A 20984-nucleotide genomic window follows, 5' to 3' on the forward strand; every position below is an offset into this window, starting at 1 on the left:
ATACGCGAGCGTTTGACGGCAGCGCACCCGAGAGGGCGCGTTGCTTCAAGCGTTCATGGTCTTTGACAATCGAAGAAGGTGATGTGACGTGGCGGTTTCCTACAAGGGTCTCGTCATCAGGTTCGGCGGTGACACGACGGAGCTTCAGGGCGCGCTGAAGCAGGTGCAAAAGGCGTCGAAGGACACTCAGAGCGACCTGCGGGACATAAACAAGGCGCTTAAGTTCGACCCCGGCAACACGGAGCTGCTTGAGCAGAAGGTGAGTGCGCTGAGCGCGGCCTACTCGGACATTGAAAGGAAGCTCGATGCATACAAGCAGGCGCTCGCGCAACTCGAAAGCAAGAAGCAGAGCGGCGCGAAGCTGACCGCCGAGGAAGAGCGGCAGTACGACAGCCTCAAACGCGCGATCATGCAATGCGAGCGGCAGCTTGAGAGCTACGGCGATGACCTGAAGGCAACCGCACGCGAGGCGGAAGGCTCTAAGACGGCGCTCGGCAAGGTGGGTCAGGCGATCGAGGACAACGCGTACAAGATTTCTAGCGCCGGTTCAAAGATGTCCAGTGCGGGAACGGCGTTATCTGGCGGAATCGTCGGCGCGGCAGGCGCCCTATCCGGACTCGCGGCGAGCCAAGAGGAAGCCATACAGCAGAGTGGCCAGCTCGAAACGGCCTGGGAGAGCGCCGGTGGGACAGCCGAGCAGGCTTCCGGGACATACGCGACGTTCTACCGCATCTTGGGCGAGTCCGACACGGCCACCGAGGCATCCCAGAACCTCGCGCGTCTCACGACGAACGAACGTGAGTTGAAGCAATGGACGGACATCGCCGCCGGTGCCTACGCGACATTTGGCGATGCCCTCCCCCTCGAAAACCTCGCCGAGGCGGCGCAGGAGACGGCGCACACGGGGACCGTAACGGGCGGTCTCGCAGATGCGCTCAACTGGTCGACGGCGAGCGCCGAGCAGTGGAGTGCGGCACTCGCTGGGCACTCCGCCGCGCAAGACGCGTTCAACACGGCCGTCGCTGACGGGCAGACCAAGGAAGACGCGTTCAACGCGGCCCTCGCCGCATGCGGAAGCGAGCAGGAGCGCTCGCAGCTCATCACCGAGACCCTTACCGGCCTTTATGGCGAGGCGGGAAAGCAGTATCAGGAAACCAACGCCGACCTCCTTGCATCGCGTGACGCCCAGAACGAGATGAACAAGAGCATGCAGGAGCTTGGCGAGGCCGCCACGCCAGTCAAGACGGCCGTGACCGAGATCGGGACGAGCCTCCTGAACACGCTCGCACCCGCCCTTGAAAAGGTGACGGGCTGGTACAAGTCCCTGTCACCCGAGCAGCAGGAGCTTGTGAACAACCTAGCTCTCGGTGCCGTGGCTTTCGGCGGCGTCACGACCGCCGTCGGCAAGACGATGGAGGCGGCCGATGGCGTCGGCAGGGCTTTCAAAACGGCGGGCGAGCTTTGGGGCGGCGCCAAGTCAGTAATGGGAGACACCGGGTTTCTGGGCACTATCAAGAGCGGGTTCGGCAGCATCGTCACGAAGGGCGGAGAGCTTGGCGGCATGCTCGCAGGCAAGCTCGCGACTGGATGGACCGGCTTCACCGGCCTGATCGCCGCGCACCCAATCGGCTTGGGCGTCGCTGCCGTGAGCGCCGCCGTCGCAGGTCTGGCGTGGTTCTTCACGCAGACTGAGACGGGCAAGCAGATGTGGTCTGATTTCACCGGCTGGATCTCCGAAAAATGGCAGGGAGTGCAAAACTACCTTTCGGGCGCGGGCGAGTTCTTCGGCGGCGTCTGGGAGGACGTCAAGAGCGGTGCCAGCGATTTCGTGAGCGGAGTCGGCGAGAAGTGGGAGAACCTCAAGGCGAACACGAGCAACGCGTTCTCCGGCATAAAGCAGACCATCCAAGGGGACATGGAGACCGGCAAGCGCGTCGGCTCTGCGGCATCTAATGCTCTCAAGGCCGCAATGAACGGAGACTGGCAGGGCGCGAGCACTCAGGCCGCAAGCGCCTTCAACCTCATCAAGAGCAACATCCAAAGCAAGATGGACGCGGCGCGGAGCCAGGCTGTGAGCATCGCCGACCGAATCGGCGATAAACTCGGCTTCCCCGGTCTCGGCTCTAAAGTGAGCAGCGTTTTTAACTCGGTTAAGGGATTCATTCAGAACCCGATCCAGAGCGCTTGGAACGCTATTTCCGGAATCCCCGGAAAAATCATGGGAGCGTTCAACGGCATCCGCATCAGCATCCCCAAGCCCAAGATGCCGCACTTCAACGTGCGCTGGAACGATTTCGGACCGATCAGTCTGCCGAGCGTGAGCGTCAGCTGGTACAAGAGGGGCGGATACTTCGACGGCCCGTCGATCATCGGCGTCGGCGAGGCGGGCGGCGAGTTCGTCGCGCCTGAGCGTCAGCTTAAGGGCTTTATCGAGACTTCGGTAAACAAGGCGTTCTCTAAGTTCAATTCTTCGCCGAACCAGTCTGTGAGCGTTGCCGTAACCGTCAACGCGACCGTTGCCGACGGCGTTGATGCATACGAGACGGGTCAGCAGATCGGCATCGGAATCGCAAGCAAGCTGAAGCAAAGGGGTGTTCCAGTTGCGACGTAACCAGCATGACAGAATCATCTTCAACGGCAACGACTTGTCTAAGCTCGTTTACTGCAAGGTTCGCAGGCCGATCATGGCGGACGTGGCAACGACGTTCGAGGCCGTCCCCGGTCGGCACGGGGAGGTATTCAAGGGTGCGTTCCGCTCCGGTTACGACCTTCCAGTTGAGATCTGGCTTAGATCTGAAGACCGCCGCGATGTTGCCGACATTCGCCATAAGCTCGCGGCGGCGCTGTGGTCCGACGAGCCAGCTCCGCTCTACCTGCCCGATGACCCGACACGGTATCTGATGGCAATTGCCACAGGGAACACGGACTTGGATGAGATCACCGACGATTGCCCGACAACGACCGTGACGTTCCACGTCGGAGACCCAGATTTCTACGGCCAGAAACGGCGCGTTGATGCGTCTGCCGGTAATGTCTTCATCAGGGCGGGCGGGAACAGACCGACTCACATGAAGGTCACGGCGAAGCCCGCTGCTGGCAGCAAGTGGCAGATCACCAACGTGGACACCGGCGAGTTCGTCGCGGTCAACACGACGCTCACGCAGTCGAGCACGATTGAGGTTGACATGGCCATGGAGCGCGTGACCGTAAACGGGCACGACGCTCCCGTTTCCATCGATTCCGATTTCTTCGAGATAGACGGGCGGTGCCGTCTCAACATAACGAGCGGCACCGCCGTTCTGGAATGGCGGGAAAGATGGCTCTAGTAAGGCGCATAGGCTTCACCCGCTTCAGCAGGTGGGGCGAAAACCTAGGCAGGCTCCATGTCAGCGCGGCGACGCACGCCGATGCGCTCGACGGGACGGATGAGCTTAAAATCACGTGCGACGAAGATTTGCAGAAGGGCGATAGGATCGTCTGGATCGACCAGCAGGGCGAGTGCCACGAGCACATGGTTGACGAGTTCGACCGCATCCACGATGACAGCGGAGCGCCGAAGACCAAGGCAACGTGCATCAACTCGATCGCCGAGACGTGGGACGATTGGGTTGACGATAAGAGGCCGAGCGGTGGCGTTTCGGTTGCGCTCGCGTCGATCCTGTCCGGCACGCGCTGGGATGTTGGCACATGCGATCAGGGCGGCAGCGCATCCCATACCTTCTACCACCAGAGCGTGCGCGAGTCCATCGCTGGCATCTGTAAGACGTGGGGCGGCGAGCTTGAGACCGCGATAGTCCACGACGGCGCGGGCATCGTGTCGCGCCGCGTCGGCATCCGCGCGAAACGCGGGCGCAGGGACAGCGCGAAGCGGTTCACATGGACTAAAGACCTGCTCTCTGTGAAGCGCACCGTCGCGAGCGACAACCCGAAGACGCGCGTCTACGGCTACGGGAAGGGCGTGGAGACTGACGGCGGAGGGTTTGGACGCAGGTTGACGTTCGGATCCATAAACGGCGGAAAGGATTACATCGAGGATGCCGAAGCCGCCAAGGTTTGGGGTCACCCGGACGGCAAGGGCGGAGTCCTCCCGTCTGTGTGCTCCTATGTCAACGAGCAGTGCGAGGACGCGTCGCAGCTCTTGCGGGAGACGAGAGACTATCTAGAGAAGGTCAAGGAGCCTAAAGTCACCTATACGGCATCGGTCATAGACCTATACGCCTTCGGTCGTTCATGGGAGGGCGTGGGCGTTGGCGATGACGTTGCAATCATCGACAAGGGTTTTTCGGATGACGGTATCAGACTGCATGGCCGCGTATCGAAAATCGAGCGCGATCTGCTCACAGGCGATGCGACTGTCACGTTCGGCAACCTGTCCGACGCGATGGCTGACATGTGGCAGGGCGTGAGCAACGCGATCAGCGGCAACAGCAAACAGAACGCTCTATATGATGCCGCAGCAGGAACGTCGGTGGCATGGCTGATACAGCTTCAAGCCGCGCTGAACGCCCAATTCAACGCCGTGGGCACATACAAGGTCGAGACGTTCGAACTCGGCACGATTTGGAGCAACGTGCCAATTGGCGCCGAGACGGGCCTGCCGCTCAAATCGACCTCCGGAATGTGGGCCGTCAACATAAACGGCGCGGGAATCCGTCTCGCGGCCAACCTGGCGCCTAACGGCCAATGGGATTGGCGCACGTTCATCACCGGCGCACAGGTCAGCGCTGACGCAATCAACGCAGGAACCATGCGCGCCGAGCGCATCAGAGCCGGTCTGCTGACCGATGAGCTTGAAGACAACTTCTGGAATCTCAGCTCGGGAGATTTCTCGCTTTCCGCCAATGCGGTCCTTGGCGGAAAGACCGTCGATGCGCTCATGGGTGAGATCGACGGCCTTGACAACGCTATTGACGGACTCGACAAGACGATCGATGGCATTGCGACTGACGGAATAATCACCGAGGCGGAGCGCGCGGCGGTGTCGAAGATCCTGCAATCCCTTGAGAAGGAATACAGGGACATCAAGACCGACTATGGCTCTCTCATGGGCAACACGAGCCTTAACGCCTCGTTCAAATCGGTCCTGAGCACGCAATATGACTCGGTTTTCGGCGAACGCGGGACATATCCGCGTCTCCTTCTGATGATTGAGAACGTCGTTGCCGTCACCACGGCAAGCGACCTCACTCAGGCAATGCAGCTTTACGATGCCGCGTACAGCAACTATTCGGCGACCCTAAGCTCGTATAAATCCGCCGTGCGTCAAGCGCGCAACATCATCGAGCAGACTCAGGCGCAGCAGAAGGTTGACATCCTCGATGACTCACTCGACCAGATGGACGTCTTCAACCGGCTCACGCAGAACGGCAGGACTCAGGGCGTCTACATGAAAGGCGGGCTACTTTATGTAAATGCGACTTATATGGCAACCGGAACGCTTAGTGATGTACGTGGTCGCAATACGTGGAATCTGAACACGGGCAAGCTCACGACAAACTACATGACAGCAAACAACATCAGCGCAAACGGCACGTTCGAATGCGGTTCGGCATCTAACCTCCTGCGCGTTACCGGCGGTGCCGTGTATGGATACGAGAACGGGGAAAAGATCGGCCACATCGACTTCTCGGCGCACTCGTACAACATCGACAACCCGTCAATCAAATATCGCGGAATCCAGATGACTGCGAACGGAACCGTTCGCATCAGCACGCCGCAAATCTCAACGGCAGTCTCTAACGACCAGAGCGTAACGGCAACGATATGCCATACGGGAAACCACACCATGCGCTACATCAAGGACATAACGGACAAGGGGAATGGCGTCATAGGCTGGTCATGGAGAGAGCGGTCGGTGAACTTCAAGAACGGCCTGTGCACGTGGTGCAACCTTGGAGATGAATAGGAGTCCAAATGGCAAGGATCACTCACTTTATTGCTCACGACCCCATTACAAACAGCGAGGGGGTAGTTACGGAATACGACCAAGAGCTGTTATCTAGAGCGTCAGACTCGGGAATCGTTTTTATCTCAGTTGACGAACAGGGAAATAGGCAGATTGTACCCGTCGATGAGGTCAAGGAGCCGGATCAGGTCGGCGGAGATTACCAGATTGTCCAACCGCTATATGTCGATCAGCGAATGCAAGCGGTCGTTGATGTGTTCGACGCCCTGTCGGCGAGCGTTCCAGCAGTTGCCGCGAACGCCGACGTGCAGTCAGCATCCGGCGAGTCGCGTTCTTCCGTGAGTTTCAATGAAGCGCTGGAAAATCTTCGTTCACTCGCGTATGGAACCGGAGAGAAAGGCGGCGAGTGATGGGCAACACGCGGACTCTTGAACTCGACATCTCGAAAGAGGGAACGGGAGATTGCATAAAGGTCGGTCAGGGTGACGCTGGTGGAACAACAATCAATGCGCTCATCTACGATAACGGCGCTGAGTTCGCACTTTCGGGCGCTACAGTATGGCTCGTCGTGATGCTCCCGAACAGGCGCAACTACTATCGCGGCCAGTGCTCGGTGAACGGCAATACCGCCACGATCACGGTTGACGAAGCCAAGCTTTGCGGCGTTCCCGGATACACTGACGAGGCATATTTCACGATCACCACGGGCGGCAAGACCTATTCGACGGAGCGCTTCGCAATCGAAATCCTGCGCAGCGCTCTTGACGGTCAAAAGCCAGCGCAAAGCTGGGATGACGCCGTGCAAGATCTCATCAATCGCGGCGAGAGCGCGGTTTCCTCTGCCAACTCTGCGGCAAGCTCGGCGAACAAGGCCGCAAGCTCGGCAAACGCGGCTGCGGGAACGGCAAGTGCGGCTGCTGGAAGCGCGAATGCGGCTGCCAGCAAGGCGAGCACGGCGGCGTCAAACGCCGATGCCGCGACAGGAAAGGCGAACACGGCAGCAAGCTCCGCGAACTCAGCAGCTTCCGCAGCGAGCGCCGCAAAGCAAAATGCGGACAAGGCAACTGACGCGGCAAGCAAAGCGGCTGGTATCGCCAATTCTGCGGCGTCAAGCGCAAACGCATCCGCATCGCGCGCCAACGGTGCCGCTGATGACGCGACGGCGGCTGCCACCAACGCGCTCAACATCGCGAACAGCATTGCGTCAATTAAGCCTCCCAGCGACACGGAGGTCGAGGAACTGAGGAAGGCCAACGAAATCCTCGCCTCTGCGGTGTCGGAGCTTCAGGACAAGTACGTCCTGATCGGTGAGACGGCATACGTCCCGCCGACCCGCGTGACCTCTTACAGCGGTGAGACGCTTGCGCTAGCGCGGTCGGGCATTTCCGACGAAACCGCGACCCTAAATTAAGGAGAACCAACATGGCAGATGTCTCAGTCCTCACATTCAACGGCGCGCCGCGCAACGTCAAGGACGTCACCGCGCGGAACACGGCAAACGCCGCGACCACCGCTCAGGAATACGACCGACAGCAATTGACCGGAACCTATAAGGGGCGCTCCATCGAGTCAGTCTTCGCCGCCGAGATCGGCAGCGCAAACGTCTGGACGTGGCTCCAAAGGCGGGTGAGGGCAGCCAACTTCACGGGGCTTCGCATCAGCGATTACATCGACGTGCAGCTGAAGGCCGGTGTCAACGTCCCCTCCCAGACCGTCAGGTACCACAACGCGGCCATCGACCCGTATTACAAGTGCGGGGACACACCGAAGGGCCACCATATAGCGATGGTCCCGTCCGCCCCGGTGTCCGTCACCGGCGACAAGGCCGTGAACGGATCTTATATCAAGTGGCGCGACACGAACGACAACAACGGCATCGCAGATGAGAAGCACCCGTATCTGTGCTCGAAGCTGCATGAGTGGGAGATCGGCGATTTCCTGCCGTCCCTCCCGACCGAGTGTCAAGCAGCCATCATGCCGCAACGCGTCTTGCTCAATGAGCGCTACGCGTCGAGCGGGAAGCTCACCGATGACAGCGGTTGGTCTTGGGTTGATCTGGGGAAGGTATGGTCTCTTTCCGAAATCGAGGTCTACGGGTTCCAAGCATGGAGCAAGACTGGTTACAGCATCGGATTCGATTGCCATTTCCCGATTTTCGAAGACACGGCATCTCGAATCTTGGGAACTCGCGTCAATTGGTGGCTCCGCTCCGTCATGGGCGGTTCGTCCTCCAACGTGTGCGATGTCAACTACAACGGCTATGCCTACAACAACGCCGCGACGTATGACTGGGTTCGCCCGTTCCCGTGCTTCCTCGTAGGCTGATTTATCAGCCGTACGCAACACTGAACCGGCGCATGCCTTGCGCATGCGCCATCAGGTCGAGACGGCTTAGCAAAGAGATGGTCGTTTGAGTGGTGTATATGCCCGAAACAGGCATCTGAGTGCCCATAAGTATTTCACGCTTGCATTGGAGATAAGGGCAGAGATCACCAAGAAGGTGACAACGAAGCAGCTGCCGAAGTCGTACAGGTTCGTCTTCGCCGTCCCTATGGCCGAGACAGCCAGAAGCTTGGTCATGAATCTCGTAAAGGCGGATGCGTTCTACCCGAACACCGCGCGAAACGTCGATGAGCGCAAGAGATTTATGACGCTCGCTATCGCCGACTGCAACCAACTGCTCCAAGACCTGCAATGCCTGAAGTCTCTCAACTCGAACATAAGCCTGTCGTGGTTCGAGACGCTTATTCAGGACGTCGATGATGACATAAAGCTCATCAAGGGCGCTCGGTCTGGCGTGAAACTGATAGGAAAGGGGTAAAATGAATAAGTGTTGCCCCTTGGAAATCTTCGCGTCAATTGGTGGCTCCGCTCCGTCATGGGCGGTTCGTCCTCCAACGTGTGCGATGTCAACTACAACGGCTATGCCTACAACAACGCCGCGACGTATGACTGGGTTCGCCCGTTCCCGTGATTCCCAAGACCTGCCAGACCGCGCAGACCGCAGCTCTGAGCGCCGTGCATTTGAGGAAGGAAGGGGCAACCATCGGGCGCGCGCCCGTAAATATGCACCCCGAGACGGTTGCCGTTCGCTTCTTGCATGGCGCGGGATTTGGCACCTGCCCGCGTTTCATGGTCATCCGTCAAGCGGCTTTCGGGTGCCGCATGAAGCCGTTCGGGGTGCCTCCAATGAACTCCGATGAGCGCCGAGCGGCGCGCCGAGCACGGCGCGATAACAAAAGGGCCGCAAATCGCTCGGAGCGGATAGAGGGGTGCACGCTCGAATCCATCGCAGATCTCGACAACCTATACCAGTCGGCGGTCGACGCCTCACGTGGCGTTAGTTGGAAATCGAGCGTCCAGAGGTACATGCTGAGGGTCATGCCGAACATCATGCGCGCACGAAAAGACCTCATATCCGGTAAGGACTTCAAGCGCGGATTCATCGAGTTCGACATATTCGAGCGCGGAAAGCTCAGGCACATATGCTCTGTCCATTTCTCAGAGCGAGTCATACAGAAATCTATCAGCAGGCACGCGTTAGCACCGGCGATATGGCCTACGCTGACCGAAGGGTGCGCCGCGAACATAAAGGGGCGCGGCACTGAATATGCCGTCAGGCGATTAAAGCGCCAACTCGTAAACCATCACAAGAGGCACGGTGAGCGCGGGTACATCCTTCAGGTCGACTTCGCGAACTACTTCGGCAACATCGACCACGGAGCTTGCAAGCGTCTTATCGACCGGGCACTTGACGACGATCGGGTTAAATCGGTCGTATTCGACCAGATTGACGCGCACGGGACTCGCGGCCTTGGTCTCGGCAGCGAGCCAAACCAAGTGCTCGCCGTAGCACTGCCGTCACCAATCGACCACCTCATGCTGTCCACGCCCGGAATCCTCGCAAGTGGCCGCTATATGGATGACAGCTATTGCATCGCGCTTGAGAAAAACGTTCTGCATGACGCGCTCGAAAGAATCGAATCGCTATGCGACGAACTCGGGATTGTCATCAACCGGAAGAAGACGAGGATCGTTAAACTGTCTCGCGGATTCGTCTTCCTCAAGAAGAGGTTTTATTTCGGCGACGGCGGCAAGGTAGTCGTGAGGCCATGCCGAAGCTCCATCACGCGTCAACGCAGGAAGCTGAAGAAGCAGGCGGCGCTCGTCGGTCGCGGCATGATGACCAAGGAACAGGTAAACCAATCCTATCAATCGTGGCGCGGCGGCATGAAGCGGCTCGATGCGCACGACACAATACTGCGCATGGACGCGCTATATAAGGAGCTTTTCGGATGACGGAGAGCGCATAGACAGGCACCAAGCTCCCAGCGATGAACCCGCCGGGGGCTTTTGTTTTCTAGGGAAAGGAGAAAGTATGGCACTGACCGCACAAGAGGAGGCTAAGGTTCGCGCGATCATCGCGATTTATGATGGCATGGCCCCATCACTGTCAGATGACGTTGCGAGCAATTGCCCGGCGCTGTTTCCGGAATGGAACGGCAATGGCCATGCATACGCACGCGGGGAACGCGTTACGAAAGATTCCGTGCTATATGTCTGCCTCCAAAATCATGTGTCACAGGGCGATTGGGCACCGAAGTCATCCAATAGCCTATGGGCAAAGGTTCTTGAAGCCGGTAACGCAGACACCCCCAGCTCAGAGGTGCCAGCATGGCAGCAGCCGGAATCGACCAACCCGTATCCGCTCAGCGCTCGCGTAAAGCACAAGGACAAGGTCTGGGAGTCTATTGTCGCCAACAATGTTTGGGAGCCGGGAGCAGTCGGCACCGAGACCGTTTGGCGCGAGGTCGCGGAGGGATAAGAGATGGGCGAAAGCATCGTCACGCACGCTGCGGCATTCGGTCCGGAATGGTTTCTCTCAACAGTCGTTATAGTCGGTCTTGGAATCTTCGCAAAGCTCCTGTTAGACGAGTTCAGGCGCAACAACGAGCGCAAGGCAGAGCTTGAGGCCAAGCGAGACGAGAGGCAGGCAGACTTGGAGTCGCAGCGCGAGGCGCGCAAGCGCGAAGAGCTGAACGAACGCGCCAAACGCGATAGAGAGCGCTCCGTGATGGAGGGAAGGATCGCCGCTCAGATGGAGCGCAGCAACAACATTTCAGAGAGCCTTCAGGCATCCGTCGAGTCTCTTAGGGCATCGAACGACGCCCTTCATAGCGAGATAAAGGAGTCTCGCGCCCACTCGCACGACATGGCGAGCAAGGTCGATCACATCTACGACCGCGTTGACCTGATTTATGACAAGGAGAACTGCAATGATTAACATTACGACTCGAATCAAGAACAAGACGTTTTGGCTGACGCTCATCCCGGCTGTGCTCCTGCTTGTTCAGGTGTGCGCGGCTCCGTTCGGATACCAGTGGGATTTCGGCATTCTTAACGAACAGCTCGCAGCCATCGTCAACGCGCTGTTCGCCGTGCTCGCGATTCTGGGTGTAGTCGTTGACCCAACCACCGCAGGAGTCGGGGACTCCAAGCGCGCCATGGCTTACGAAAAGCCCCATACAGATGATTAGGCTGGTCAATCTGGCAGCATTCCTCGTTGGCGCAATCTCCGGCATGTCCATCTGTGCGGCAATGATTTTCACGGCACCTCAGAAACCGGCAGAAGAACCGATCCAAATCGTTCAGAATGCCGTAATGGAGGACTCGCCCGCCCCAAGCGTTCCGATCTACTTGCAGACCGATGAGCGATGGGGCGGGCTTCCTTATGCCGATGAGACGCTTTCTGTGTCGGGGTGCGGGCTGACGTGCGCCGCGATGGCGTGGAGTTATTTTAGCGGCGATGATTGGACGCCAGTCGAGATGCTGAACGCTGTCGGCAATGATTTCGTTCAAGAGGGTCAGAACTACATGCCTGGGTTCTGCTCATGGATGCATGAGCAGGATGCCGACATCGCAAGCTCGGTCATTTACGAGGACATGGAACGCGCCCTTGATGATCTTGAAGGTGGATCACTTATCTTCGCTGAGATGCAGGGGCGGCTTGAAGATGGCGGGCGAAGTTATGGCGGGCACATCGTCTTGCTGACGGGATTTGACGAAGAGAACGTAATTGTCCACGACCCTTGCAGCCCATACGCCGTCACGCTCAGCTTGGAGCAGATGACGTGCGTTGATTGGGGTTATTTCATTTCTGTTTGGAGGTCTTAACATGGCGTTAAACGGCATCGACATTTCAGATTACCAGCGCGGTCTTGATCTTACAAAAGTTCCTTGTGACTTCGTTATATGCAAGGCCACGGAAGGAACGAGCATCGTGCATGACACGTGCGACGGATTCATCCAGACCGCAAAGAAGCTGGGGAAGAAATGGGGTTTCTACCATTTCTTGAACGCGTCTGACCCGGTTGCTCAGGCAAACTATTTCGTAGCCAACTGCAAAAACTATTTCACTGAGGGATTCCCAGCGCTCGACTATGAGATGTACGGTCGAATCGGAACGGACAAGGCGAAGCTGTTTCTCGACCGAGTTTTCGAGCTTACGGGTGTGCGCTGCGCCGTATATATGTCTCGATCGGTCTGCACCGAGGAAGATTGGAGCGCGATCGCCCCCAATCACGCCCTCTGGGTTGCGCAATATGCGAACACCGAGCGAACCGGATACCAAGATTCGCCTTGGTTGCCATCAGGCGGCTTCGGCGCGTGGAGCACGTGCGCATTGCATCAATACACGTCTAACGGCCGTCCGGGCGGCTATGACGGCCCGCTCGATCTCGACATCGCGCATATGACGCGCGCCGCATGGGACAAATTCTGCAACCCGTCCAAGGCAGTCAAGCCGGAGGTCGATACGCCCGACACAACTGTCCAGACGATCGAGGGGACCGCTCTCGAAATCGCTGCCCGAGTCATGCGCGGTGAGTTCGGTGCGGATGATGAGCGCAAGGCTAAACTCGGCACCCGCTACGATGAGGTGCAGGACCTCATCAACTACGTCGACCGAACAAGCTGCGAGCAGCTTGCCGACGATGTTGAGCGAGGCATGTTCGGCGTCAACCCGATTCGCGCCGAAGTTCTCGGCGGCAAGGCGAAGAGTGTCCAGGCAATCGTCAACAAACGCGCCGGAATCTGCGCGGAGTCTGTCTACATCGTCAAGAGCGGTGACACGTTGAGCGGCATCGGCGCAAAGGTCGGCGTCAAGTGGCAGGCCATTGCGAGCAAGAATGGCATCGCCTCTCCTTACACGATTTATCCCGGTCAAAAGCTGTTCTATTAACCTCAAAGCGGGGCACCCTGGTAAGGGGTGCCCCGCTTTCTTCCGTTAAATGACACTCTGGCAAGCCGTCTATCTGATGTTTTGCATATCTGCCGAAATGAGCTTCTTGATATAGTCCGTTGTGTTGTCTTGCGACTTCAGCCACTCATACATCTCTTCATCGGCGTCGCTGTTCGGATAAAACCGGATGGTCAGCTGCTTGACCTTCTTGCGATAATTGCTGGTCGCACGACGCTGCGCTTCCGTCTGCATTACTCTCCCTTGCGATTACTGCGCCAAATCCTGAACGCGATGAATGACACGATGAACGATATAACCAGTGTTTCCATTGCGCACCTCCTGCGATAAAATCGTGAGCGGCGGGGCACCGCCTAAGCGATGCCCCTTGTGCTAAGACCTCTTTGCGTGCTTTCCGGGCTTGCGAGGGGTCTTTTTCTTTAGACGCTCAACTGTTTCATCGGTAACCTTTGCGAGCACCACGCCGAGGACCACAAGAAACACGTCCCAAACTCTGTCTTCCAACTGAATCACCTCCCTTCTGACATTTATTATTATAGGGTATACCTTATATATACGCAAGTTCTATTTTGAGAAATGTTGGCTATTGTTTTCCAGCAATCCGACAATCACGAACCAACTGTTAGTTGCCTGAACAATGCAGGTGTCGAGCTGTATTGCATGATTGTCTCGTTCAGAGAACTCACGGGAGTTCGCCGTTTCTCTCATCAGCTCCACCATAAGAGAATTACGCGAACTGTCAACCACGGTTGACAGTTCGCCTTTTTGCTATCTTCGCCACCATCCACCAGCCGCGATGCCGCTCGGCGGACATAAGTCGCCGGAGGTTTTTCCTTGGCTTGCCATCATCTCTTCTCGGCGCGGGCCACGGCGCGTTTGACGCCCAGCAGGATGAGTACAATGCTCACACCCAAAACGATATGGCCCAACCCGGCGATGCCGGAGATCGCCGCGTCCATGCCGCGGGAAAGATCGATACCCAGAACCTGGGGCACGCCGCGAGCCACGAGCATGAGGGCGGTAACGTTGAGACCTACGTGGTAGGCAACCACCGCACGGGACACGGAGCGGTCGGCGATGTGCAGGGTCTTCTCAAGCACGAGGAGCAGCAAGAACATGATCATGCCCAGGGCAAAGTAATGCGTGTGCACGAACGCCAGGGTGGTCGCGCCGTCAAACGAAAAGAACTTGGTGAACTCGCGGAAGAACACGCCGCCGATCATGGCCAGGATCGCATAGAACAGAGCGCTGTTCGCATATTTCTTCATGAGGCACGTTCCTTTCCCACGCCTTGCGCCTCCTGGCGCCTCGGCTCATATCTTGCCCATGGCCTTAGGGTACCCTCGCAAGCGTTCTATTGCTAGATTTTTTGCACCATTAACCCCTCCCCTCGATGAACGCTCTACGCCGATGTTCAGCGGAGTCATCGCGCTCATCCAGGGCGACGTCGCGCTCCTCCCCCGCCGCATTGGCCGCCTCGTCGGCGGCATCTTGAGCGTCCAGTCCCGCACGCTCATGATCAGGAGCCAGAGGGCATCGGCCTTCCTAAGCCCGCGCAAGCGATAGATTGTCCGCTCCTCTTTTGGGTTAGCGATGATCGATCGCACCAACTATTCGTCTGGTAGAAACCCGCACGCTGGTCTTCCTGGACAGATACCAATGCTCCGCCTTTAGCCGTCTGAAACTCATAAACCTACCGTTCATGTTCCAAATTAATACGCCTGCCGATTCCACGAGGGGGGGGGGATTAGGCACCCAGGCAAACTTGTTCCGATTGAGTGTATCCTGCACCGATCGTAGCCGGATGCACCACCAGTACCTGCCAGCACCGGCTGGCAGCACGTGATGGGAGGAATATGCAGCGTAAAAACCTCGCGCGGTTTGCCATCGTGGCCGGTTTGTGCTCATCGCTCGCACTGCCCACGGCGGTGTTCGCGGATCAATGGATCACCGATGAGAGCCTCAACGGCGTTGCCACCGCACAGCCCCAAAAGGACGACATCGTCCCCAACAAGGGTCAATACAAATACGCCAAGGAGGAGCTCGCGGCGTTCTGCCACTTTGGGCCCAACACCTTCTCGGGCGTCGAGTGGGGCACCGACTACGGCACCAAGATGCCCTCGGCGGTCACCTATATGAACAACCTCGAGACCTTCGATGCCGAGGGCTACGTCAAGATGATCAAGGAGGCCGGCTTCAAGCGCCTGGTCGTCACCGCCAAGCACCATGACGGCTTCTGCATCTGGAACAGCGAGTCGACCGACTACGACATGGGCAGCACCACGAGCCGGATCGACATCCTGGCGGAGCTTTCCAAGGCGTGCTCCACATATGACCTCGACATGGGCCTGTACCTCTCCCCCTGGGATATCCATGAGCCGAGCTACGGCAACAAGGACGGAAAGCCCGACAACTACAACGACTTCTACGACGGGCAGTTGCGCGAGATCCTCGGCGATCCCAAGTACGGCAACAAAGGCAAGTTTGTCGAGGTGTGGATGGACGGCGCAAAGGGCACCGGCGCCGACGCACAGAACTACAACTTCGAGCGCTTTGCCAAAACCATCAAGGAGCTCGAGGGCGACGAGTGCGTCCTCTTCCAGTGCGGCCTGCAGTCCGAGGTCCGTTGGGTGGGCAACGAGAACGGCCTTGCCGGAGACACCGCCTGGAACCGCGTCGAGATGAACCCCAACTGGGATTCGAGCTCCGCCGAGGTCCCCTGGAACAAGAACATCCAAAACGACCCCACGGTGGGCGCGGAGGTCAGCGTTGGCTCCCCAACAGGAGGCAAGTGGATCATGCCCGAGGCGGACGCCCGCATCACCGCCGGCTGGTTCTGGCACAACAACATGAAGACTCCCAAGACCCTCACCGAGCTCAGCAACATGTACTTCAACTCGGTCGGTCACGGCGCCCCGTTGCTGCTCAACGTGCCGCCCAACGATACGGGCACGGTCGACCCCGAGATCAAGCAGCGCACGCTCGATTTTGGCGACAACGTTGAGAAGACCTTCGCCCAGGACCTCACGCGCGAGGGCGAGGGGCGTACGGCGGCGACCGCCAAGGCCAGCAGCGCCTGGGAGAACGACCCCGCGTACGGCCCCGGCAAGGTGCTCGACGGCAAGGACGAGACCTACTGGAGCGCCAAGGACGCCACGGGCACCCAGTCGCTCCTCATCGAGTTTCCCGAGGAGCGCACCTTCAACGTGGTCTCCTTTGAGGAGGCCATCCAGAACGGCCAGCACATCAAGAACTTCGCCGTCTCGTACCGCGACGCCGGCGGCCAGTGGGTGGAGTACGGCAAGGGCGGCACCGTGGGCGCCAAGCGCCTCGTGCGCGGCTCGAACGTGACCGCCAGCGCCATCAAGATCGACCTCAGCACCCTTGACGGCAAGGTCGCCCAGATCTCCGAGGTCGGCGTCTTCAAGACCACCAAAGCCTTCGAGAAGCCCATGCCCGTCCCCGAGGGCATGGAAATCCTCGACAACGCCAAGATGCAGACCAGCAGCGGGTGGAACCAGGAGAAAAACGCCAGCTTCATCGACGGCACCAGCATGTGGACCGGCCAGGCCGGCGCAACCGCGACCTTCCAGTTCGATGGCACCAAGTTCATGCTCATGGGCACGGTCGACCCCAACCATGGCCACGCCAAGATCACGATCGACGGCAAAGAGCCGATCGAGATCAACACCCGTGCCAGCAAGCGCGCCACGAGCGTCCCGCTCTTCACCTCCGACACCCTCGAGGCGGGCACCCACACCGTCAAAATCGAGGTCGTGGGCGGTGACAAGGGAGCCGTTGGCATCGACGCCGCCGCCTACCTGAACAACAACGGCGCGGGCATGATCGACTTCGACGTGACCGAGATCACCATGGACGAGAATTCCGTTTACGAGCTCGGCGTCACGCGCAGCGGCGGCTCCACCGGCAGCGCCGAGGTGGTCGTGAACTTTGAGCCCGGCTCCGCCGTTCAGGGCGACTTCGACACCGATTCCAAACACGTAGTCTTCAACGAGGGCGAGACACACAAGACCGTCCAGGTCCGCACCAAGCGCGTCGTGAGCTCCAGCACCATCGGCAACGGCCAGTTCTACGTGACCATGGCTCCGGTCTCCCCCGAGGGCCTCGTGATCGGCTCCAACGACGACGTGACGGTGACCATCATCGACCGCGAGTCCAACTACACCCTTGAGAAGCTCAAGGAGGCCATCCAGAACGCCGAGGCGGCGGCCAACGCCGGACAGTACACGGCCGAGAGCGTCCGAGTCCTCGACAAGGCGCTTGTCACCGCACACGCCGTGGTAGCCAAGGACAATCCTTCCGCCGATGCCATCTTCGAGGCCATGAAGGTCCTCCAGGCTGCACAGTCGGGTCTCGAGATCCGCAAGGCCTACTCCGAGGATGAGCCATTCGCGTTCCCGAGCATCGTTGGCACCACCTCGACCATCGAGTTCGAGCTCGGCGTGCTGCATAACGACACCACGGGTGACAACAACTGGCCCATGGCGATCAAGGATCGCGACGGCGCGAGCCTGGGCAAGCTCGTCGACTCCGTGGGCGAGAACGACACGATCGCCATTCCGTTCACCGTCGAGCGCGCAGGCACCTACAACGTCAAGCTGCGCTACATGAGCGGCTCCAGCAACAACAAGGTCGTGTGGACCGACGCCGACGCCGATGACCCCATCATCGCGAAGGGTGAGCATGCGGCCGGGCACACCAATGCCGATGCATATCAGACCGTCGACTTTACCTTCACGGTGAACAAACCCGGCACCTCCCAGCTCGTGTTCAAGGGGCCCAAGGAAAAGTCCCCACGCCTGGACAAGCTTGACATCACCCTCGCCGCGGACAGCCTCACCAGCTTTGGCGCCGTGGGCCGCGCCGGCGTGGGCGGCACCGTGACGCCCGAGGGATTTGTCGCCCTCAAGGACGGCAAGACGACCTTCACCGTGACCCCCGACGAGGGCTACCGCATCGCATCCGTCACCAAGAACGGGACGCCGGTCGATGTTGCAGGCCCCACCTCCACGACGTCCGTCGAGGTCACCGAAGTCGACACCGAGAGCGGCGATGCCGTTGTCGAGGCCGTCTTCGAGAAGATCCCCGCGCCTTCCCCCGAGCCTGAGCCGGAACCCGACCCGCAGCCGCGGCCCGACCCGCAGCCAGAACCCGACCCGCAGCCGCAGCCCGACCCGCAGCCGGAACCCGAGCCGCAGCCGCAGCCCGACCCCAAGCCCGAGACCGGCAACAAGCCGAACAAGAAGCCCGCAGGCACGAACGGCCCGCTCCCCCAGACTGGTGACATCGCCGCTATCGCCGCGCCCGTCGCCCTGAGCGCCTCCGCGCTCATTGGCGCCGCAACGGCCCTAAGAAAGAAGCGCCGCTAGTCTGTCTGCACACTCGCAGGGATGCAAAGGTGGAAGACGCACGCCGTCTTCCACCTTTTTCTTTTCGTTTTGGCGGTTGTGGTCAAAAGGGACTGTGGACGAAAAGTTGGACACCTTGACGGTGTCCGGTCTGGAGGTTCGCATGCACACCAAAGAGGAGGTCGGGCTGTTCCTGCTCGCGCGAGAGGATGGCATGTCCGTCGCCGAGGCCGCGGCGTTCGTCGGCGTCGGGGGAGGGGCCGCCAGAAGCTGGGACGCGGGGATGCTGCCGCACAGCTACACCGGCAGGCCCTGGGACTCGGGTAGAATCGGGGGCGGCGACGCCCGCACGACCCGAGGGGAGCCCGAGTGGGGAAGATCGAGATCAAGGGGCCGTACGAGCCGCCCGAGACGGGCCCGCTCGCCGAGATGACTCCCGACCAGATAGAGAAGCTGCTGCTCAGGGCGGCGTCGGCCTGGGGGAATTCATGTCCGAGCTCGACGCCCGGATGCGCTGGTTCCGCTCCGGGCGCATCTCGCGGGCACTTGGCTGGAGGACGCCCGACGAGACCGCCTTGCGCTGGGCTACGCGGTGTAGGATTGTCTAAGAAAATGTCCGCAGCCCCATCCGCAATGAACGCTCTACACGTTCGTTCACTTACGCTATCGCGGCGTGCAGATGATGCGTCGGCGCCGCTTTCCGCAACACTCCCCATACGCCTTGCCCGAGCCACATGGGCACGGGTCTGCGTCGCTCACGCGGATCTCGCTTCCGTCCGGCGCGTAAAACACCTTGCGACCCGTCAGGCGCTCCATGTGCTCTCGTCTTGACCAGCCGTTATCATCCCACGAGGGCAGCGCCTGGTAGAAATTGATGACGAGGCGAATGAGCTTCACCGTGGAAGGCGCTTCGTGCGGATATCCATAGAGCTTCAACGCGCGCATGGCAGATCCGAGCGAGCCCGTGGCAACCACGGAGGTCATCAGGTCCTCAACCATGCGATCGGCGAAGAAATATTCGTTCTCCCCATCCGGCACGATGCCATCGAGGAAATTCCTAAGTGCTATGGCCTCCGGCAGCGAACAGGCAAAATCGAGCCATCCGTCTTTGACCAGATCGGAGCTGAGCGGACAACGCGGGGTGGCACGGTGCTCCTGGATAAGCTGGTCGATATACTCGTTGGTTTGGCTCTCAAAACGATCATAGGCAGCCTGGATGCGAGCCGCCGTCGTGTCGTTGGCGGGACGTGCGGCGAGCTGCTCGCGCAACGCATAAAAGAGCTCATCGACCGTCGCACCGCCCTCTTCCATAGCGGCGAGAAGACCGAGAAGCGCCCCGTCCCCGCACTCCTTGACCGCATCGTGCACGAGGCAGGGAACGCTCAGCACGCGATTGGCTACGTACTCGGTACCATGGCGGAAGACTAGCCCCGTGCGGCACAGACTCCAATACCTGCCTGATGCGACACCCCTGAATTCTTCGATCGAGATGGGCGTGAGCGTCATTTCCGCATACAGGCGGTACGCCTCTGCCAATTCGATCACACCGTACAAGTACGTACACGATTCAATCACTCGAACGGCCTGATCCAACGGGAATCCGATAGCTTCGAGCTCACCACAGTCCTGCGTAGGCGTGGATTCCCCCTGCCCCTGGGGTTTTACTTGGCAATCAGCCACCCCCTCTCCCTCAAGCGACTCAAGCAGCGCTACGGCCTCTTGCTCAACGAGCTCAGCGCGCTTTTCTTCGGGAAGGCCATAGAGCACGCCGCGATGGAAGCCCTCGCTGGGCTCGTCCTCGTGCTCGGCATCATTAAGCAAGTAATCGATCTTGTTTTGGAGGGCGCGCGTCTTCTCGGCGCGCGCGGTGAGTCTGAACGTCCGCGCATCCGAGATGGGAGGGCATTCCACAGACGCAGCGTACGCATTCGCTTCCTCTTTTGACAGAGGGGGCAGCCCATGCACGCGCATGGGCTCTTGCATCACGATGACATCGCCGAAAGGAAGCAAAGCGCCCTCAACGCAAACGGGAAGCACCGGAAATCCGAGCTCCAGGGTCTCCCCAAAGCCACTCACCCTGAACAAGATGCCATCGCCCACGAGCAAGGCAGTACCGTCTTGCACTTCGAGCACGATGTATATGCCAAACAGGGCATCTTTCCAGCTCCGGACCAGATTCAGCTCAGAAGCCGACAAGCGATAGACTTCCTCTTGCGCAAAGTCATCAATTACGTCGGGCGTGTGCCACAGCTCCTGCAACACGAGCAGGCATTTTTCCTCAAGTTCAGGTTCAATGGGCCAAGCTGGACTGAATACATCGAAAACCGGCACAACGCCCAAGCGTTCGTTGGCGTACGTCATGAGCTCGCGAAGGAGCCCGTAGTATTCCCTTTGTTGCGCCTCATCCATGCGCATGGTCTTCCCTTCGACGCCACATCGCGCGGACCTTTTT

At 59.3% G+C, this 20984-nt stretch carries 18 protein-coding genes; 15 read left to right on the forward strand and 3 right to left on the reverse strand.

The window, feature by feature from the left end:
• Positions 1-88: 88 nt before the first annotated feature.
• From Q5Q88_RS00755 to Q5Q88_RS00820, 14 genes are all read left to right on the forward strand, one after another.
• Positions 89-2611, forward strand: coding sequence for a hypothetical protein (locus Q5Q88_RS00755; RefSeq protein WP_302741203.1), 2523 nt, complete (start codon positions 89-91; stop codon positions 2609-2611).
• The gene (locus Q5Q88_RS00760; protein WP_302741204.1) at positions 2601-3326 is read left to right on the forward strand and encodes a distal tail protein Dit; all 726 of its coding nucleotides are present in this window, start codon (positions 2601-2603) and stop codon (positions 3324-3326) included. Before Q5Q88_RS00755 ends, Q5Q88_RS00760 begins: the two co-directional genes overlap by 11 nt.
• Complete coding sequence (locus Q5Q88_RS00765; protein ID WP_302741205.1) at positions 3317-5905, forward strand: phage tail spike protein; 2589 nt, start codon at positions 3317-3319, stop codon at positions 5903-5905. The genes Q5Q88_RS00760 and Q5Q88_RS00765 overlap by 10 nt, the downstream gene beginning before the upstream one ends.
• A gap of 8 nt (positions 5906-5913) precedes the next feature.
• Positions 5914-6315, forward strand: coding sequence for a hypothetical protein (locus Q5Q88_RS00770; protein WP_302741206.1), 402 nt, complete (start codon positions 5914-5916; stop codon positions 6313-6315).
• Positions 6315-7316, forward strand: coding sequence for a BppU family phage baseplate upper protein (locus Q5Q88_RS00775; protein WP_302741207.1), 1002 nt, complete (start codon positions 6315-6317; stop codon positions 7314-7316). Before Q5Q88_RS00770 ends, Q5Q88_RS00775 begins: the two co-directional genes overlap by 1 nt.
• Positions 7317-7327: 11 nt before the next feature.
• The gene (locus tag Q5Q88_RS00780) at positions 7328-8230 is read left to right on the forward strand and encodes a DUF6273 domain-containing protein (protein WP_302741208.1); all 903 of its coding nucleotides are present in this window, start codon (positions 7328-7330) and stop codon (positions 8228-8230) included.
• Between the two features lie 253 nt (positions 8231-8483).
• Positions 8484-8726: a hypothetical protein gene (locus Q5Q88_RS00785; RefSeq protein WP_302741209.1), complete on the forward strand. Its 243-nt coding sequence runs from the start codon at positions 8484-8486 to the stop codon at positions 8724-8726.
• Positions 8727-8735: 9 nt separating this feature from the next.
• Positions 8736-8879: a DUF6273 domain-containing protein gene (locus tag Q5Q88_RS00790; RefSeq protein ID WP_302741210.1), complete on the forward strand. Its 144-nt coding sequence runs from the start codon at positions 8736-8738 to the stop codon at positions 8877-8879.
• A 215-nt stretch (positions 8880-9094) separates the two neighbouring features.
• Positions 9095-10204, forward strand: a complete 1110-nt coding sequence (locus Q5Q88_RS00795) for an RNA-directed DNA polymerase (RefSeq protein ID WP_302741211.1) — start codon at positions 9095-9097, stop codon at positions 10202-10204.
• Between the two features lie 79 nt (positions 10205-10283).
• A complete protein-coding gene (locus Q5Q88_RS00800; RefSeq protein ID WP_302741212.1) occupies positions 10284-10730 on the forward strand; it encodes a carbohydrate-binding protein in 447 nt (148 codons plus the stop codon).
• 3 nt (positions 10731-10733) lie between these two features.
• A complete protein-coding gene (locus Q5Q88_RS00805; RefSeq protein WP_302741213.1) occupies positions 10734-11189 on the forward strand; it encodes a hypothetical protein in 456 nt (151 codons plus the stop codon).
• The gene (locus Q5Q88_RS00810; protein ID WP_302741214.1) at positions 11182-11442 is read left to right on the forward strand and encodes a phage holin; all 261 of its coding nucleotides are present in this window, start codon (positions 11182-11184) and stop codon (positions 11440-11442) included. The genes Q5Q88_RS00805 and Q5Q88_RS00810 overlap by 8 nt, the downstream gene beginning before the upstream one ends.
• Positions 11435-12079, forward strand: coding sequence for a C39 family peptidase (locus Q5Q88_RS00815; RefSeq protein ID WP_302741215.1), 645 nt, complete (start codon positions 11435-11437; stop codon positions 12077-12079). The genes Q5Q88_RS00810 and Q5Q88_RS00815 overlap by 8 nt, the downstream gene beginning before the upstream one ends.
• Before the next feature lies 1 nt (position 12080).
• Positions 12081-13145 carry a GH25 family lysozyme gene (locus tag Q5Q88_RS00820; protein ID WP_302741216.1) on the forward strand — a complete coding sequence of 355 codons (1065 nt, stop codon included), beginning with the start codon at positions 12081-12083 and terminating at the stop codon, positions 13143-13145.
• Positions 13146-13214: 69 nt separating this feature from the next.
• Here Q5Q88_RS00820 and Q5Q88_RS00825 read toward each other — a convergent pair whose 3' ends face one another.
• Together Q5Q88_RS00825 and Q5Q88_RS00830 are read right to left on the reverse strand one after the other, a co-directional pair.
• A complete protein-coding gene (locus Q5Q88_RS00825; protein WP_302741217.1) occupies positions 13215-13397 on the reverse strand; it encodes a hypothetical protein in 183 nt (60 codons plus the stop codon).
• 611 nt (positions 13398-14008) lie between these two features.
• On the reverse strand, positions 14009-14431 hold the full coding sequence (locus Q5Q88_RS00830) for a DUF2871 domain-containing protein (protein WP_118654213.1): 423 nt from the start codon (positions 14429-14431) through the stop codon (positions 14009-14011).
• A gap of 588 nt (positions 14432-15019) precedes the next feature.
• Between Q5Q88_RS00830 and Q5Q88_RS00835 the strand changes: the two genes are divergently transcribed.
• Positions 15020-18553, forward strand: coding sequence for an alpha-L-fucosidase (locus Q5Q88_RS00835; protein WP_302741218.1), 3534 nt, complete (start codon positions 15020-15022; stop codon positions 18551-18553).
• Between the two features lie 642 nt (positions 18554-19195).
• Here Q5Q88_RS00835 and Q5Q88_RS00840 read toward each other — a convergent pair.
• On the reverse strand, positions 19196-20947 hold the full coding sequence (locus tag Q5Q88_RS00840; protein WP_302741219.1) for an SEC-C domain-containing protein: 1752 nt from the start codon (positions 20945-20947) through the stop codon (positions 19196-19198).
• Positions 20948-20984 lie beyond the last annotated feature (37 nt).

The sequence above is a fragment of the uncultured Collinsella sp. genome (assembly GCF_959026545.1).
Lineage (GTDB): Bacteria > Actinomycetota > Coriobacteriia > Coriobacteriales > Coriobacteriaceae > Collinsella.

What these genes read in the sequence shown, in the direction of transcription:
- Q5Q88_RS00765 (WP_302741205.1), top strand. Translation starts at nt 3,317, where the DNA reads ATGGCTCTAGTAAGGCGCATAGGCTTCACCCGCTTCAGCAGGTGGGGC.
- Q5Q88_RS00770 (WP_302741206.1), top strand. Translation starts at nt 5,914, where the DNA reads ATGGCAAGGATCACTCACTTTATTGCTCACGACCCCATTACAAACAGC.
- Q5Q88_RS00775 (WP_302741207.1), top strand. Translation starts at nt 6,315, where the DNA reads ATGGGCAACACGCGGACTCTTGAACTCGACATCTCGAAAGAGGGAACG.
- Q5Q88_RS00780 (WP_302741208.1), top strand. Translation starts at nt 7,328, where the DNA reads ATGGCAGATGTCTCAGTCCTCACATTCAACGGCGCGCCGCGCAACGTC.
- Q5Q88_RS00785 (WP_302741209.1), top strand. Translation starts at nt 8,484, where the DNA reads ATGAATCTCGTAAAGGCGGATGCGTTCTACCCGAACACCGCGCGAAAC.
- Q5Q88_RS00795 (WP_302741211.1), top strand. Translation starts at nt 9,095, where the DNA reads ATGAACTCCGATGAGCGCCGAGCGGCGCGCCGAGCACGGCGCGATAAC.
- Q5Q88_RS00800 (WP_302741212.1), top strand. Translation starts at nt 10,284, where the DNA reads ATGGCACTGACCGCACAAGAGGAGGCTAAGGTTCGCGCGATCATCGCG.
- Q5Q88_RS00805 (WP_302741213.1), top strand. Translation starts at nt 10,734, where the DNA reads ATGGGCGAAAGCATCGTCACGCACGCTGCGGCATTCGGTCCGGAATGG.
- Q5Q88_RS00810 (WP_302741214.1), top strand. Translation starts at nt 11,182, where the DNA reads ATGATTAACATTACGACTCGAATCAAGAACAAGACGTTTTGGCTGACG.
- Q5Q88_RS00815 (WP_302741215.1), top strand. Translation starts at nt 11,435, where the DNA reads ATGATTAGGCTGGTCAATCTGGCAGCATTCCTCGTTGGCGCAATCTCC.
- Q5Q88_RS00820 (WP_302741216.1), top strand. Translation starts at nt 12,081, where the DNA reads ATGGCGTTAAACGGCATCGACATTTCAGATTACCAGCGCGGTCTTGAT.
- Q5Q88_RS00825 (WP_302741217.1), bottom strand. Translation starts at nt 13,397, where the DNA reads ATGCAGACGGAAGCGCAGCGTCGTGCGACCAGCAATTATCGCAAGAAG.
- Q5Q88_RS00830 (WP_118654213.1), bottom strand. Translation starts at nt 14,431, where the DNA reads ATGAAGAAATATGCGAACAGCGCTCTGTTCTATGCGATCCTGGCCATG.
- Q5Q88_RS00835 (WP_302741218.1), top strand. Translation starts at nt 15,020, where the DNA reads ATGCAGCGTAAAAACCTCGCGCGGTTTGCCATCGTGGCCGGTTTGTGC.
- Q5Q88_RS00840 (WP_302741219.1), bottom strand. Translation starts at nt 20,947, where the DNA reads ATGCGCATGGATGAGGCGCAACAAAGGGAATACTACGGGCTCCTTCGC.